This is a genomic window from Halalkalicoccus sp. CGA53 (assembly GCF_036429475.1).
GTDB classification, from domain to species: Archaea; Halobacteriota; Halobacteria; order Halobacteriales; family Halalkalicoccaceae; genus Natronorarus; species Natronorarus salvus.
This window is the reverse complement of record NZ_CP144125.1, coordinates 1,343,071-1,357,571: the sequence shown is the minus strand read 5'-3', so window position 1 is coordinate 1,357,571 and position 14,501 is coordinate 1,343,071. Positions and strand designations below refer to the sequence as shown.

Here is a 14,501-nt window from a genome sequence, read left to right as displayed (position 1 = left end):
GTATGCACTTCGACGGGCGAACCCAGCGGGCGTTCCGCGAGGCCGGCGTCGATCGGGAGACGGTCGAGCGGGTCGCGGATCGGGTCGTCGAACTGGCGAGGGAGGACGCGGAACGGGTCGAGGGCTTCTTCGGCGCACACGACCGGGTCGTCTCCGACATGGATCTCGCACACAGCTCCGAGGAGTTCCCCGAGCACACCGTCGACTACTGCGATCTGTTCACCCACGGCGCCGAGATCAGGGGCTACCTCCGCTTCGACTCCTGGGGCGTGCCCGTCGAGGACGTCCGGGTGCTCGTCGGCGAGGCGCTACCGGACGTAGTCGAGTGTACGCTCGGGCCGACGGTGAACGGGCGGGTGCGCTTTTCGACCGATCGGGAGCGACTATGAGGGTGCGCGTTCGGGGGATCTACACCACTGCGCTGACCCGACTGCTGGCCGAGGGGGACCACGAGGTCGTCCAGGTATCGAAGCCGATACGCGAGCGGTTCGACCGGGAGTTCTCCCACACGCTCGCCGACTGCGACCTGGCGACCACGGGGGACCGCCAGGGCGTCGAACTCTCGGGCGACCCCGACGCCGTCGCGGCGACGAGGGCACTGCTCGAGGGGCTAGGAATCGACACGTTCGCCTGGGACGACCCGCTAGCGCGAGGGGCCATCGTCGAGGGCACCGTGCGCCGGGAACGGGGTCGTGGGGCGGTCGTCGACTGCGGCGACGGGGAGGGCTTTCTCCCGTTCGACGACGCGGACGGGTACGTCGAGGTCGGCGACAGCGTCAGGGTGCAGGTCGCGAAGCCGACCCCGCCGTGGAGCGATCGGGAGCCGACGCTCACCGGTGAGGTCGGCGTTGGGACGCCCGGCGGTCTGGTTCGGCTGGTCGCCGGTCGCGAGGGCGTCGTCGACGCGCCCGATCGCGAGACGGCAGGGCTGGTCGACCTGCTCGACGACCCGCCGGAGGCATGGGGTGTCGAACTGGGTCGGGGTGCGGAGAGGGCGAGCCTGGAGACGCTCTCGGCGGCGCTCTCGGCGGCACGCGAGCGGGCGCTCGCGGTCGACGACGCGCTCGATCGGGAGGTGGGCGAGGAGGGCGTCCGGACTGCGCCGTTCGCGACGACCTGGTGCTGGTTCGGCCGCGAGTCACGGTTCGCGCTCGACGACCTACGAAGGGAGGTCACGGGGACCATGGCCGGCCACCACCGGATCAAGGCGGGGAGCGAACGGGCGAGCGGTCCCGTCGACTTCGTCGAGGCGCTCTGTCCGGCGATCGAGGCGTTCCCGTTCGGGGTGGTCGCCGACCAGTTCGGCCCAGGAGTCGGCGACGCGCTCGCGATCGAACACGGCAAACCCGACGGGCGGCTGATCACGCTCGGCCGGGGAGAGGTGGTCGAGGTGGATCCCGAGGGGAGCGTCGTCCTCCGCCGCGAGATGACCGCGGGGGGCACCTACGACGCGCTCTCGGCGACCCGGGAGGACGGCGACGTCGCGCTCACCACGCTCTCGGAGGGACGGTGGTGGTACCCGACGGTCTACCGGAGCGAGGAGGGCGTGCGGAAAGGGACGTACGTGAACGTCTGTACCCCGATCGAACTCTTCCCCGGCGCCGCCCGGTACGTCGACCTCCACGTCGACGTGGTGAAAGACGCCGCCGGCAGGGTCGAACGGGTCGACGACGACGACCTCGACGGGGCGGTCGAGCGGGGGAACGTGAGCCGACCGCTCGCCGATCGTGCTCGCGACGTAGCCGCGTCGATCGAACGCGCGCTCTCCTAGGCGACGTCCGGTGTCTCGTCGTCCTCGACCTCGCGTTTGAGCGACTCGCGACGGGACTTCGCGTCGCGCCCGGTGGCCTCGAGGAGGAAGTCGTTCTTCGCGCTGACTGCCTCGCCGGCTGCTTCGAGGTCGTCGGGCGAGAGCTCGGTCGGATCGCGCTCCTCGAACTCGACGGCGAGCGTGTCCTTCTTGCCGCTGTAGGAGACAGCGCCGGCCACGATGCGCTCGAAGACGGGGTTGTCGGGTTCGGAGACGACGAAGAGGTCGCTCCCGTTGTACTCCTCGGTTTCGGTGATCGGACCGAAGTACTCCTCGACGGTCGCCTCCAGGTCGGGGATTCGCTCCTCTAGGTGCTCGCCCCGGCGCATCTTGTACTCGCGCATGGGACCGTAATCGAGTGGGGTGGATTTACGGGTTTCGTCTACCGCTCGGCGAGGTAGCCCCGGTGACACTCCGGGCAGATGTCGCCCACACGGAGCGAGGGGCGGTCGCCGAGGCGGTCGGCGTCACAGGCGGGACAGACGAGTTCGCCCGCGATGCCGGAGCCGACCGGGCGGTCGGAGACCGGCGCGCTCGCCGCCCGCTCGAACCCGACGACGGTGTCGGTCGACCGCTCGCGCGAACCCCGGTCGGCGTTCGGCCCCCCACTGACCTCGACGTCGACGAGCGCCTCCTCGTCGGCCGCGACGCTGAACCCCTCGTCCTCGCCCTCGGTCTCCGGCCATCGACCCGCCGTCGCGCCGGGTTCGGGCGACGCCCGCTCGTCCTCGTGGCTCGGCCACTCGCCGGGGCGTCGCTCCTCGGGGTCGTCCTCCAGGATCTCCGCGTCGTCCTGATCCGGATCGTAGTTCGCGGTCGTGCTCCACGAGTCGTTCCGGGAGGTCGTTCGGGAAGAGCGCTCTCGCGGGCGAACCCTCCCGGAGTCGTGGCTCACCCGGGAACGGGAGTCCGTCGCGGGAGCAGAGTCGTCTCCGGAGGTGGGGTCCGGTCGTCGTTCCCGGCCGCGGTCGGCCGAGGAGGCCCGATCGGGGTCCCCGGTCGAGACGACCGGCCCGCCGTCAGGCTCGTCCGACCACGACCCCGTCTCCCCGGTCGTGCTGACCTCCGTGTTCTCGCTGATCACCGTGGCTGCCCCGCAGTGGGTACAGCGCTGGAACTCCGTGACGGTGATGACGACCTCGCTCCCCCGCTCGTCGCGAGACCGTTCGATTTCCGGTTCGCCGTACTCGTGTCCGAGAAGCGAACACCTGAGACCCATGATTGGCTGTCTATCTGTCGGGGTGACCAAAAACCCTCCCCATCGGCGAGGGGACCGGGCGTCGACTCGCGGGGTGGCCGACAGTATAAGACCCCTGCACGACGAGTAGGGGGTATGGCGAGATCGCGGGGCTACGGGCGTCGAGACGAGCACGAGGTCGCGGTGCTCGACGCGCTCGTCGAGTGGCGCGAGGAGGGGCTCACCGTGTTCGAACTCCGGGCCACCGCCGACGTCTCGATCGACGAACTGGAGGAGGCGCTGCGCAACCTCAAGGACGACGACCTCATCACCGTCGAGGAGAACGGCGACCGGACGGTGATCCGTCCCGCGGACTCGATCGCACCCGGGAAAGCGGACGAGCGATCGTTCCTCGACCGGGTCCGCGATCGTCTCCCGTTCTGATAGGGATCGTCGTCGCCACCCGGATCTCGCGGGCTCACACGTCTCCGGTGTCGTTCGATTCGCAGCCCGGAACGTATGCGCTCCTACGATGATCCCTATGAACGGGGGCCGCAGTCACACCCCTTTAGACCCGCCGTCTCCAACCCCCCGTATGCACACACGGAGGGCGCGATGACCGTCGTCGAGTCGTTCCACGCCGACCACGGTGCCGTCTTCACGGAGCGAGGCGGCCGGCGCTACCCGCGTCACTACGGGCGACCCGAGCGCACCCACCGCGCGGTGCGAAACGCCGTCGGCGTGACCGAGGCCCCCTACGGGGTCGTGAGCGTCACCGGCGAGGACCGCGTCGAGTACGTCGACAACGTCGTCTCGAACCGGGTACCAGGAGGGGACGGACGGGGGGTCTACGCGCTGCTCTGTGACCCACAGGGTGGGATCGTGACCGACCTCTACGTCTACAACGCCGGCGAGCGGCTCCTGCTTTTCACCGCGCCGGGGCACGCCGAACCGATCGCCGCCGACTGGTCGGAGAAGACGTTCATCCAGGACGTGACGATCGAGGCCGCGAGCGACGAGTTCGCCGTCTTCGGCGTTCACGGGCCGGTATCGACTGAAAAGATCGGGAGCGTGTTCAACCGTGGCGCGCCAGACGGGACGCTCGTCTTCGACCGGGGCGAGATCGCGGACGTCGGCGTCACCGTGATCGCGGGCGACGACCCGCTTGGCGAGGAGTCCTACGAAGTGGTCTGTCGGGCCGAGGAGGCCGAGCGGGTCGTGAGCGGGCTGTTGACGTTCGGGACGGGCGCCGCGCCGTTCGGGCTCCAGACGTGGGAGTCGCTCGCGCTCGAGGCCGGGACGCCGCTCTTCCCGAGCGAACTGGAGGGACGAATCCCGAACGTCGCAGGTATGAAAAACGCCGTCGACTTCGAGAAGGGCTGTTTCGTCGGTCAGGAGGTCGTGAGCCGGGTCGAGAACAGGGGCCAGCCGAGCAAGCGACTCGTCGGGCTGACCTGCGAGGCGCTTCCGGAGCCCGGTGCCGTCGTGTTCGACGGCGACGGCTCCGCGGGGGAGGTCACCCGCGCCGCGGAGAGTCCCCTTCTAGAGAGCGCCATCGCGTTCGCGTTCGTCCCGTTCGACCTCAAGGGCGACGCGCTGACCGTTCGGGTGAACGGCGAGGAGGTCGGTGCGGAGCGGGTCGACCTGCCGTTCGTCGAGGGCAGCGGCCGGTCGGCGCGACTGCCGAGCTACTGAGAGACGACGGTCGGCGAGCGCGGCTTTCACAGGCCGGGAGACTCGCTAACCGTCCTCACGACGACGACCGCCCATGGACGCGATCGACTACGAGGGACTCGTCGAACGGCTCCGAACGCAGTCGAGCGTCGCCTCCGGATCGGACACCGAACGGGTGTGGATCCGGACGCTCGACGACGTGACCGTCGAACAGCTACGCGAGCTACCCGAGGCGCTCGACACCGACGTCGACATCGGGGCGTGTAGCTACTACCTCTCGCCGTCGAACGCGAACGCGGCCACCGAGGACCGGGCCGCACTCGAAGACCGCCTGGGTCACCCGGTCACCGTCGAGGATGAGATGGTCGACGACGCGGTCCTGTTCATGGATCCCGATGCCGTCGGCGACGACGGCGAGATCACCGACCCCTCTCGTATCACACTCGGCACCCTCGAGTAGGCGGGCTGACGTCCCGACCCGACAATTGGCTCAGGACCGCGAGAAGAGCGCCTTCAACTGCTCGAGCGAAAAGAGCGAGGTCGGCCGGTCCATGTGGACGCCGATCTCGCCCGAGAGCGTCCTGAGACCCACTCGCTGGATCGGCTCCGGCAGCGAGTACGCCCGCCGCAGCCAGTGTCCCAGTTCGATCTCGCGCGAGAGATCGGAGCGCCACGCCTCCTCGTAGCGGGCGAGACTCGCCGGGTTCCGGGGGTTCACCGTCCGGACCGCGTGATCCGCCGCGGTCATCCCGTAGAGGATCCCGCCACCCGTAAAGGGCTTCGTCTGGGCGGCGGCGTCGCCGATCAGCAGCCCCCTGTGACTCGTCACCCGCTCCGGCAGGCCGATCGGGATCGCCCCGGAGCAGAACTCGGCGATCTCGACGCCGTAGCCGGCGGTGAACTCGTCGAACAGCTCCCTGAGATCGCGGGCCGGCGGCGCAGCTAACCCGTACTCGACGCCGGCCTCGCCGCGGGGGATCCGCCAGGCGAAGAATCGCGGCGCGGTGAGGTGGACGTCGACGAACGCCTCGTCGTCTTTCTCCTCGCTGAACCCGAGCACGCCGTGGAGGATCTCGCCGGGTTCGGGTAGCGAGAGCGCCCTGCGTACCCTGGAGGTCGGCCCGTCGCAGCCGACGATCATCCTCGTCCGTACGGTCTCCGTCGTCTCCGGCCCTCTGACGGTGAGTTCGACCTCGTCATGGCCCTCCTCGATCCCGGTTACGGTGTGGCCCTCTCTGACCGACGCGCCGGCCTCACGGGCGAGGTCGGCGAGCGTGCGGTCCAGTCCCACTCGATCGATCACGTTCGAGACGACCTCGCGCTTGTAGAAGGGGTACTCCCGGCTGCCCGGCCCGCCGGTGTGAAACCGCGCGCCGTAGATCTCGTTCTGGAACAGCCTCTCCCGAGCGTCGTCTGGGACGAACTCCCAGATATCGGTGCTGACGTGGCCCGAGCAGGCGAGCGGAGTGCCGACGGAACCGCTCTCGAAGGTGACCACGTCGTGGCCCGCCTCGGCGGCTCCGCGCGAGAAACGAGAGCCGGCGGGGCCGGCACCGACGACCGCGAAGTCGTACATCGACCGTTCCTACCGGCCTGTCCGTAAATAACCCCTCGGTCGGTGACCGAACCCCGCGCTTCATTCGTCCGAGGATACATATCTCATCGGATTCATGTGTGAGTATGGACAGACGCGCGTACCTGAGCGGTCTGAGCGCCGCAGCGCTCGCGGGCTGTCTCGCCACCGGACCGGGGTCGACGCTCTCGGGTCCGAGCGAACCGTTGCGCCTCGCGATCGAGTCGGTCGCCACCCAACGGCTCTCGCTCCGGATCAACGACCTCGGCGAGGATCCACCCACCGCGGAGGAGGAGGTGGTCGGTATAGCGGAGATCGACGAGGCGTACCACGACACGATCCGGACGGCGGCCGAGACTCGCGGCCTCCACGGCGTCGAGAACCCGCCGGAGGGGCTAGCCGAGGCGTTCGACGGCCACGAGTTCCTCTCCATCGACGACACCTACTACTGGGTCGCCGTCAGCGATAGCTCGGGCGTCGAGGTCTCGTTCGACGCGGAACTGGTCGACGACCTGGCGAGCGACCACGATCCGGGCGTGCTCTCGCTCTCGCTCGAGAACCGGGGCGAGCGGACGGTCGAGATCGGAAGCGGCGCGCCCGCCCCGTTCGGCGTGCTCTCGATCCACCCGGAGGGGGAACCCGACGGCGAGAGCTACCTCCTCTGGACCAGCGAGTATGAAGAGAGCGACCACGTCCGCACCGTCGGCCGGTCGGTGAGGACCGTGCAGGACATCGGCGTGATAACCGATCTCGACCCCGACGACCGGGTCGAGCACGAGTACGAGATCGACCCGGCGGGCCTCGTGGAGGGGAGCTACGAACTCACTGGCTCGGTGGGGGTCGGCGACGGCGAGAGTGGTGGGTCGCTGCCCTACACGGTGCGCATCCAGGTCCTGTAGGTCGCGACGACGGTCCGTGTGGGTCGTGACTACCCCTCGAGTCGGTCGACCTCGTACGTCGTCACCTCGAACGGATTGCCGTACGGATCGGTGAAGTAGATCGAGTGCGAGAGGTCGTGGTCGACGACGTCCTCGTGCCGGATCGGCTCGCCGTCGGCGTCCGAAACCGGAAGCGCCGGGAGCGAGTCGACGAACGACCGGAACGTCTCCCGGTCGACGCGAAACGCGACCCGTCGGTAGCCCGTCGGCTCGCGATCGCCGGTCGGCTCCCCCTCGAACACCGCGAGCAGGGTGGCTCCGTCGTCGCCGGAGAGCATCAGCGGTCCGTCCGCCGCCCACGCTTCGAGTTCGGGGGCCGGCGTGAGCCCGAGGGTCGCCTCGTACCAGGCGGCCGCCTCCTCCCGGTCGGGGACGAACAGCTCGACGTGGTCGATACTCGCACGCTCGATCGGGGTTCGTGTCTCGTCGCTCGTCACGTCCGTCACCCCTCGACGACCGCCAGCCCGCGAACCGCGCGGTCCTCGAACGCCTCTCGCGAATCGAGCGGGAGTCGATCCCACGAGTCGCCGCCGTCTTCGCTTTGGTGGATCCCGTGGTTCGTCGCGGCGTAGACGCCCGCTCCGGCGGTCGCGAGCACGGCTCGATACGTGCCCTCGCCCGTCGGTATCCCACGGTCGTCGAGACGCTCCCACGGCTCGCCGTCCCGTCTCCTGTACAGGTAGCTCTCGCCGACCCGGTGGGCGGCGTTCGCGCCGCTCGCCGAGGAGAGCAACGTCGTCTCCGGATCGTCGGGCACCGGTACCACACTCCAGCAGTAGCGGTGGTCGAGCCCCTCCTGTGGCCGGTCCCACGTCTCGCCGCCGTCGTGGCTCTCGGCGTAGCCGTCGCCCGCGGCCGACCAGACCCTATCGGGTAGTTCGGGATGGGTCGCCAGCGAGTGGTTGTCCCGTCTCGATCCGGGCGGGCGCTCGCTCCAGCTCTCGCCCGCGTCGTCGGTGACGAGCAGCGCCCCAGCCTCGATCCCCACGTAGAGCCGTTCTCGCTCCCTCGGATCGACCTCGATCCACCGGACGTGGTGGGTGTCGGGCCGGGGCGGGAAGTACCACTCCGGCTCGGAGGGGAGGTCGGTGATCCCCTCCCTCTGCTCCCAGGTGTCACCACCGTCGCTGGATCGATAGACTGCACTCGGTTCGGTCCCGACCCAGAGCTCGTCGGGGTCGTGCGGGCTCACCGTCGCGCTCGTCACCCGCTCGGAGTCGATGACGGCCTCGCCGACGCGTTCGAAGGAGTCACCACCGTCCTCGCTCCGATAGAGCCCGGCGTCGAACGTCCCGACGAGGATCCGGTTCGGTCGCTCGGGCGAGACCGCGACGCACTCGATCCGTCTGTCGGTCAGTTCGGTCGCCGTTCGCCACTCGTCCCCCTCGCCCGTAGCGACGACGAGGCCGTCCCGAAGGGCGGCGTAGATCCGGGGCATACCTGCTGTAGGACACCGACGGTGAAAGGGCTATCCCGAATCGACCGTCCGGCGGAGGAGCGCGACGCAGACGAGTGCGGCGAACGCTCCGAACGCGAGGGTCGGGAACGCGAGGGCGTACCCCCCAGAATCGAGCGCCCAGCCGAAAGCGACCGGCGAGACGACCGTGGTACTGAACCCGACGAACGACTGGATCGAGAGCGCGGTCCCCATCCGCTCGTCCGCGACGACTTCGGTCACGGTCGTCGAGGTCGGCGCGCTGTCGGCGGTGAGCGCTACCCCGTAGACGAAGACGAGCGCCACGAGCGCCGGGAGCGGGAGCCACGAGAGCAGAGCGAGCGTGGCGCTCACCAGCCCGCTCGCGAGCAGTGCGACGGCGATCACCGGCGTCCGGCCGATCCGGTCGGAGAGCGTTCCGCCCGCGAGATTTCCGAAGCCGCCGAGGAGGATCATGACGCCCGCGAGCGTCCCAGCCACGAGCGCGGGCGATGCGGTCGCGGCGACCGCGGGCGTCACGAGCAGGAACGCGACGAGCCAGTTGCGCACGCCGAAGAGTTCCCAGTTGTGCCAGGAGTAGACCCCGACGGCCGCGAGGTACGACCGGTTTCGCAGGACCGCGAGGTCGAGACCCACCCGGTCGCGACGGGTCGCTCCCGGGGCGTCCCGGCCGAGGCCGAGGACGAGCGGTGCGACCGCGAGCGCGCCGACGCTCGTCACGGCGATGGCGCTCCGCCAGCCGACCGCGCTCGCGATTCCCGAGGCGACGAGGAACGAGAGCCCACTGCTCAGCGAGAACGTCCCGATGTAGACCCCCATCGCCGTCCCACGGCCGGACTCGGCGTACCAGTCGGCGACGAAGCGCATCCCGGGGACGTAGACGCCCGCCATCCCGATCCCGGAGAGGAATCGAAGCAGCGTTCCGTCGAGGAACCCGGTCGCACCGGCGGCGAACGCGAGGCTCCCGATCCCGGTCACCGTCGCGCCGACCGCGATCACCCACCGTGGGGAGTACCTGTCCGCGAGCATGCCGGCGGGGACGATGGCGAGGAGGTAGCCCGCCTGGAACGCCCCGAAGACGATCCCCGCCTCGGTACCCGAGAGCTCCCACTCGTCGACGACGAACGGCAGCACCGCGCTGTAGTTGAACCAGACCAGCACGGAGAGAAAGAGCGCGGCGCTCGCGACCGCGAGCATCCGGCGTCGTCCGTCGGGAGCCATCCGGCCAAACCGACCGGGCTGAGCGAGGTAGCCGTTGGGATGGCGGTGATTTCCGGACGTTCCCGAGGAGCGCGCCGCCCGGACGTTACGAACTTTTTATACTTTTAGGGCCCACCCCCGGCATGGACGAACCTCGCTGGTGGTATCTCGTCCTCGTCGCGTACGGGCTCGCGCCACTGGCAGTTCCGGTACTCCTGGTCTGGTGGAGCCTCTCTCGGTCGTTCTCCTCGTTCGGGGGCGTCGGCGGAGTTCAAACGCTCCTGGCGGTCCTCCTCCCGAACGCCCTCGCGCTGGCGGTCGTGGTCGTCACCGTCCCCGTCGGCGTCTACTGCGACGCGAGAGCCGTCCGGCGGCTCGGCTGGGAGCCGAACGCGCGTCGGTGGCTGCTCGCATCGATCGTCTTCCCGATATCGCTCGTCACCGCCGGGGCCTACCTCTACCGGAGAAAGCGAGCCGTCGGCCTCGCGGGGATCGGGCGGGAGGAACCGCTCTCGCGCGAGGAGATCGAACGCTCTCGTTGGTGGACCCTCGCGCCCGTTGGAGCGCTCGGGGGACCGCTCGTGCTCGTCTCGCTCCTCGTCGTCCCTCCGCTCCTCCTCGGGTCATCCGCCCTGCTGCTGGTCGCGTACGCCGGCGTCGTGTCGCTCGCGCTGTACTCGCTCGGCGTCTGGGTCGACCGCGCACGGATACACGACTCGGAGGTCGACTGGTCGCCCTCGCACCTCTGGTTCGCCGCGGCGTTCCTCGGACTACCCGGGGTGCTGGTCGCAGGCATCGCCTACCCGGTCGTTCGGCGCCGGAAGCTCCGTCGGAACGAGGCCACGGACGGCGACCGGAGCGCCTCCGGGGAGGGACGGGCGTGTCGGACCTGTGACGAACCGTTCGGGGACGCGGCGTTCTGCGTCGGGTGCGGGAGACACGCGACGGCGACGAGGCCGGGGCTGGTCGTCTCGTACGTGGTCGCGTTCCTGGTGGTGATCGTCGGCGTCTCTCACCTCGCGTATCCCGAGATCCGGTCGGACCTCCTCGTCGGCGTCGGCTGGACCGTCCTCGGGTCGGTCGTCTTCCCACCCGTCCAGCGATGGCTCCGGCGGTGCGGCGTCGAGCTCGGGCGGTGGACCGCGTGGGTCGTGCTGATCCTCGGCGTCGTCGTGATCGAACAGCTCGTCATCTCGCTCGACGGACCGCTCTGAACCGCAGATCCCGTGGGTAACCGGGACGAATCTACCCTCTACTCAGTCGTCGCCCGCGACCTTCGCCGCCTTTCGCTCGCCCGACCGCGGCCCCTCTAACTCCACGTCCGGGAGCAGATCCCTGAGGTACCGGCCCGTGTGCGAGGCCTCGATCTCCGTGAGCTCCTCGGGGGTGCCGGTCGCGATCACCTCGCCGCCGTTCTCGCCGCCTTCGGGACCCAGATCGACGACCTGATCGGCGTTCTTCACCAGATCCAGCTCGTGCTCGACGACGACGACGGTGTTGCCGTTGTCGACCAGCCGCTGGAGGACGTCGATCAGTTTCCGCTCGTCCTCGGGGTGGAGCCCGGTCGTCGGCTCGTCGAGTAAGTAGAGCGTGTCTCCGGTCTGGCGCTTTCCGAGTTCCTCCGCGAGTTTCACGCGCTGGGCTTCCCCTCCCGAAAGGGTCGTCGACGGCTGGCCCAGGCGCATGTAGTCGAGGCCCACGTCCGAGAGTAGCTGGAGTCGACTCTTTATCCGGTGGTCGTGCTCGAAGAAGTCGAGCGCCTCCTCGACGCTCATGTCGAGTACGTCGGCGATCGTCGCGCCGTTGTACGTGACGTCGAGCGTCCCGTCGTTGTACCGGGAGCCGCCACAGGCCTCACACGGCACGTAGACGTCCGAGAGGAAGTTCATCTCGATCTTGACCGTGCCCTGTCCGCCACACTCCTCACAGCGTCCGCCTTTCACGTTGAACGAGAACCGACCGCGCTCGTAGCCGCGCTGGCGCGAGAGCTTCGTCTCCGCGAACAGCTCTCGGATGTAATCGAAGACGCCCGTGTAGGTCGCCGGGTTCGAGCGGGGGGTCCGCCCGATCGGACTCTGGTCGATCAGCCGCACCGTCTCGACGTTCTCGATCCCGTCGATCGCGTCGTGTGCGCCCGGATCGACCGAGGTGTTGTCGTTCATCTCCCGGGCGAGCGCCTTGTAGAGCACCTCGTACATCAGCGTCGACTTGCCCGACCCCGAGACGCCCGTGATCGCGACGAAGGTTCCCAGAGGAATCTCGACGTCGAGATCCTTCAGGTTGTGCTGGCGCGCCCCCCGGATCGCGATGCTCGCCTCGCTCTCGCGTCGGTCCTCGGGGACCGGGATCGTCCGTCGTCCCGAGAGGTAGTCGCCGGTGATCGACCCCTCGTGGGCACAGATCTCGTCGAACTCGCCCTGAACGACGACCTCGCCGCCGCGCTTTCCTGGCCCTGGCCCCATGTCGATCACCTCGTCCGCCCGGCGCATCGTCTCCGTGTCGTGTTCGACGACGAGCAGCGTGTTGCCGATATCTCTGAGTTCTTCGAGCGTGTTCAGCAGCCGGTCGTTGTCGCGCTGGTGGAGGCCGATCGACGGTTCGTCGAGCACGTAGAGCACGCCGACGAGCCCCGATCCGATCTGGGTCGCCAACCGTATGCGCTGGCTCTCGCCGCCGGAGAGCGTCGACGCCTGTCGGTCGAGCGTGAGGTAGTCGAGACCGACCTCGCACATGAAGCCCAGGCGGGCACGGATCTCTTTGAGGATCTCCTCGGCGATCGTCCGCTCGCGGTCGGTCAGTTCGGCCTCGAGGCCCTCGAAGTGCGCCAGCGCGTCGCCGATCGACATCCGGTTGACCTCGGTGAGTGCGGTCCCTGCGACGAGCACGTGGCGCGACTGCTCTTTCAGCCGGGTGCCGTCACAGGCCGGACAGGTCGTCGCCGCCATGTACTTCTCGATGTGGTCGCGGGTGCCCTCGGAGTCGGTCTCGACGTACCGGCGCTCCAGGTTCGGGATCACGCCCTCGAAGCGCTTCTCCTTCCGCCGGGTGCCGTGACGGGTGCTGCGCTCGAAGACGACCTTCTCGCTCGTGCCGTAGAGAAAGGCCCGCTGGACCTCCTCGTCGAGTTCCTCCCACGGTGTAGATACGCTCACGCCGAAGTGAGCTGCGACCGCGTCGAGTCTGTTTCTGTAGTACGACCGGCGGTAGCTCCACGGCTCGAAGACGTCGCGGAGCGGCTTGGAAGGGTCCTGTACGACGAGCTCCTCGTCGATCTCCTTCGTCTCGCCGATACCGTCACACTCGGGACACGCTCCGTGCGGGCTGTTGAACGAGAAGCTACGCGTCTCGATCTCGGAGAACCGGAACTCGCTGTTCGGGTTGCCCAGCTCCTCGGAGAACTCGAGGACGAGACGGTCGTCGGCCTCGCCACCGAGCGATCCGGTCGAGCGCGTGTTCGAACCCAGATCGAGGTCCGCCGGTGGATTCGGAACGATCAGTTTCAACACGCCCTCGGCCCGATCGAGTGCGGTCTCGACGCTGTCGACGATCCGCGATCGCGCCTCGGTCGAGATCTTCACTCTGTCGACGATCACGTCGATCGTGTGGTCGTAGTTCTTGTCCAGCTCGGGGCGATCCACCGTGAGGTCGAACTGTTCGCCGTCGACTTCGACCCGGCTGTAGCCGTCGGAGACCAGTTCGTCGAAGAGATCGACGAACTCGCCCTTCTGGTCGCGGACGACCGGCGCGGCGATCATCGCCTTCGTTCCCTCGGGCAACGAGAGGATCTGACGGACCATGTCCTGGGCGCTCTGCTCGCCGACCTCCTCTCCCGTGATGGGATCGTACTGGGTGCCGACGCGGGCGTAGAGCAGGCGGAGGTAGTCGTGGAGTTCGGTGACCGTGCCGACCGTCGACCGGGGGTTGTTCGCCGCGCCGTCCTGGTCGATCGAGATCGCTGGCGAGAGCCCCTCGACCGACTCGACCTGGGGCTTGTCCATCTGGCCGAGGAAGTTCCGGGCGTACGCGGAGAGCGACTCGATGTAGCGTCGCTGGCCCTCGGCGTAGACCGTCTCGAACGCGAGCGAGGACTTGCCCGATCCGGAGAGCCCGGTGACGACCGTGAACGCCTCGCGGGGGATCTGCACGTCGAGGTCCTTGAGGTTGTGTTCAGCAGCACCTCGTACTTCAATAAAATCCCGACTCATTGGGAGTACCAGGGAGGCGAGTCGGATGTACCCATCGGTTCCGGACGCCCGCGGGAAACGGTCGAGAGGGAGTAACGGAAAGGTTCGTGTCTTCTAACCACGGTCATTGTTTCCCCGTCTCGGTCGATTCGAGAGCAGCGAAAAACTGGACTCGTAAACCGTTGGAGGAGACCCGCTCTTAGGGTAGGTCAGCGATGACGTCGCGGAATTCATCCTCGGGGAACGCTTTGAGCGTCTCGGTGCTGACCGCCCCTCTACTGGCGACCCCGAGGGCGAACTGCGCCGCCGTCTCGTCGTCCGGAAATTCCGTGACGGCAACGATGTCGTACTGTCCGAACGTGAGGTAGAAATCCTTGAACTCTCCATCCAGGGAATCGGCGAGTTCCTTTGCGTCGTCGAGGCGATCGGGGCTATCCGCGATGTTCTGGACGCCCTCTCCCGTGTAACTGGTAAGGTGGATGTACGTTGGCATTGGTATTCCTCCTCTCG

The 14,501-nt window shown here is 68.4% G+C and carries 15 protein-coding genes; 7 read left to right on the top strand and 8 right to left on the bottom strand.

Features of this window, described 5'->3' with window-relative positions; translation table 11 throughout:
- Positions 1-2: 2 nt before the first annotated feature.
- Positions 3-389 (top strand): DUF7532 family protein, encoded by a 387-nt coding sequence (locus tag V2L32_RS08345; RefSeq protein WP_331236027.1) that lies wholly within the window; start codon positions 3-5, stop codon positions 387-389.
- Positions 386-1,771 (top strand): DUF402 domain-containing protein, encoded by a 1,386-nt coding sequence (locus V2L32_RS08340; RefSeq protein ID WP_331236026.1) that lies wholly within the window; start codon positions 386-388, stop codon positions 1,769-1,771. The genes V2L32_RS08345 and V2L32_RS08340 overlap by 4 nt, the downstream gene beginning before the upstream one ends.
- Here V2L32_RS08340 and V2L32_RS08335 read toward each other — a convergent pair.
- Together V2L32_RS08335 and V2L32_RS08330 are read right to left on the bottom strand one after the other, a co-directional pair.
- Entirely contained in the window at positions 1,768-2,154 is a 387-nt protein-coding gene (locus V2L32_RS08335) for a DUF5611 family protein (protein ID WP_331236025.1), read from the bottom strand. The two genes, V2L32_RS08340 and V2L32_RS08335, sit on opposite strands and share 4 nt — an antisense overlap.
- 38 nt (positions 2,155-2,192) lie before the next feature.
- The gene (locus V2L32_RS08330) at positions 2,193-3,029 is read right to left on the bottom strand and encodes a DUF7093 family protein (protein ID WP_331236024.1); all 837 of its coding nucleotides are present in this window, start codon (positions 3,027-3,029) and stop codon (positions 2,193-2,195) included.
- A gap of 114 nt (positions 3,030-3,143) precedes the next feature.
- Between V2L32_RS08330 and V2L32_RS08325 the strand changes: the two genes are divergently transcribed.
- The 3 genes from V2L32_RS08325 to V2L32_RS08315 all read left to right on the top strand — a co-directional run bounded on the left by V2L32_RS08325 (position 3,144) and on the right by V2L32_RS08315 (position 5,121).
- Positions 3,144-3,431 (top strand): DUF6432 family protein, encoded by a 288-nt coding sequence (locus V2L32_RS08325; RefSeq protein WP_331236023.1) that lies wholly within the window; start codon positions 3,144-3,146, stop codon positions 3,429-3,431.
- Positions 3,432-3,602: 171 nt separating this feature from the next.
- Positions 3,603-4,682: a CAF17-like 4Fe-4S cluster assembly/insertion protein YgfZ gene (gene ygfZ / locus V2L32_RS08320; RefSeq protein WP_331236022.1), complete on the top strand. Its 1,080-nt coding sequence runs from the start codon at positions 3,603-3,605 to the stop codon at positions 4,680-4,682.
- 73 nt (positions 4,683-4,755) lie between these two features.
- A complete protein-coding gene (locus V2L32_RS08315; RefSeq protein ID WP_331236021.1) occupies positions 4,756-5,121 on the top strand; it encodes a hypothetical protein in 366 nt (121 codons plus the stop codon).
- A gap of 30 nt (positions 5,122-5,151) precedes the next feature.
- Here V2L32_RS08315 and V2L32_RS08310 read toward each other — a convergent pair whose 3' ends face one another.
- Positions 5,152-6,237 (bottom strand): geranylgeranyl reductase family protein, encoded by a 1,086-nt coding sequence (locus V2L32_RS08310; RefSeq protein ID WP_331236020.1) that lies wholly within the window; start codon positions 6,235-6,237, stop codon positions 5,152-5,154.
- A gap of 104 nt (positions 6,238-6,341) precedes the next feature.
- On the opposite strand from V2L32_RS08310, the gene V2L32_RS08305 reads away from it, so the two are divergent.
- A complete protein-coding gene (locus V2L32_RS08305) occupies positions 6,342-7,133 on the top strand; it encodes a hypothetical protein (RefSeq protein WP_331236019.1) in 792 nt (263 codons plus the stop codon).
- Between the two features lie 29 nt (positions 7,134-7,162).
- Here the strand turns inward: V2L32_RS08305 and V2L32_RS08300 are convergent, their stop codons facing one another.
- Genes V2L32_RS08300 through V2L32_RS08290 form a run of 3 tightly spaced genes read right to left on the bottom strand, consistent with a single transcriptional unit; the run spans position 7,163 to position 9,828 of the window.
- Positions 7,163-7,609 (bottom strand): VOC family protein, encoded by a 447-nt coding sequence (locus V2L32_RS08300; protein WP_331236018.1) that lies wholly within the window; start codon positions 7,607-7,609, stop codon positions 7,163-7,165.
- A 5-nt stretch (positions 7,610-7,614) separates the two neighbouring features.
- On the bottom strand, positions 7,615-8,610 hold the full coding sequence (locus V2L32_RS08295) for a WD40/YVTN/BNR-like repeat-containing protein (RefSeq protein WP_331236017.1): 996 nt from the start codon (positions 8,608-8,610) through the stop codon (positions 7,615-7,617).
- 30 nt (positions 8,611-8,640) lie between these two features.
- Positions 8,641-9,828 (bottom strand): MFS transporter, encoded by a 1,188-nt coding sequence (locus V2L32_RS08290; RefSeq protein WP_331236016.1) that lies wholly within the window; start codon positions 9,826-9,828, stop codon positions 8,641-8,643.
- 122 nt (positions 9,829-9,950) lie between these two features.
- Between V2L32_RS08290 and V2L32_RS08285 the strand changes: the two genes are divergently transcribed.
- Positions 9,951-11,021, top strand: coding sequence for a hypothetical protein (locus V2L32_RS08285; protein WP_331236015.1), 1,071 nt, complete (start codon positions 9,951-9,953; stop codon positions 11,019-11,021).
- Between the two features lie 42 nt (positions 11,022-11,063).
- Here V2L32_RS08285 and uvrA read toward each other — a convergent pair whose 3' ends face one another.
- On the bottom strand, positions 11,064-14,012 hold the full coding sequence (gene uvrA / locus V2L32_RS08280) for an excinuclease ABC subunit UvrA (RefSeq protein ID WP_331236014.1): 2,949 nt from the start codon (positions 14,010-14,012) through the stop codon (positions 11,064-11,066).
- A 178-nt stretch (positions 14,013-14,190) separates the two neighbouring features.
- Positions 14,191-14,484: a GYD domain-containing protein gene (locus V2L32_RS08275; RefSeq protein ID WP_331236013.1), complete on the bottom strand. Its 294-nt coding sequence runs from the start codon at positions 14,482-14,484 to the stop codon at positions 14,191-14,193.
- Between the last annotated feature and the right edge of the window lie 17 nt (positions 14,485-14,501).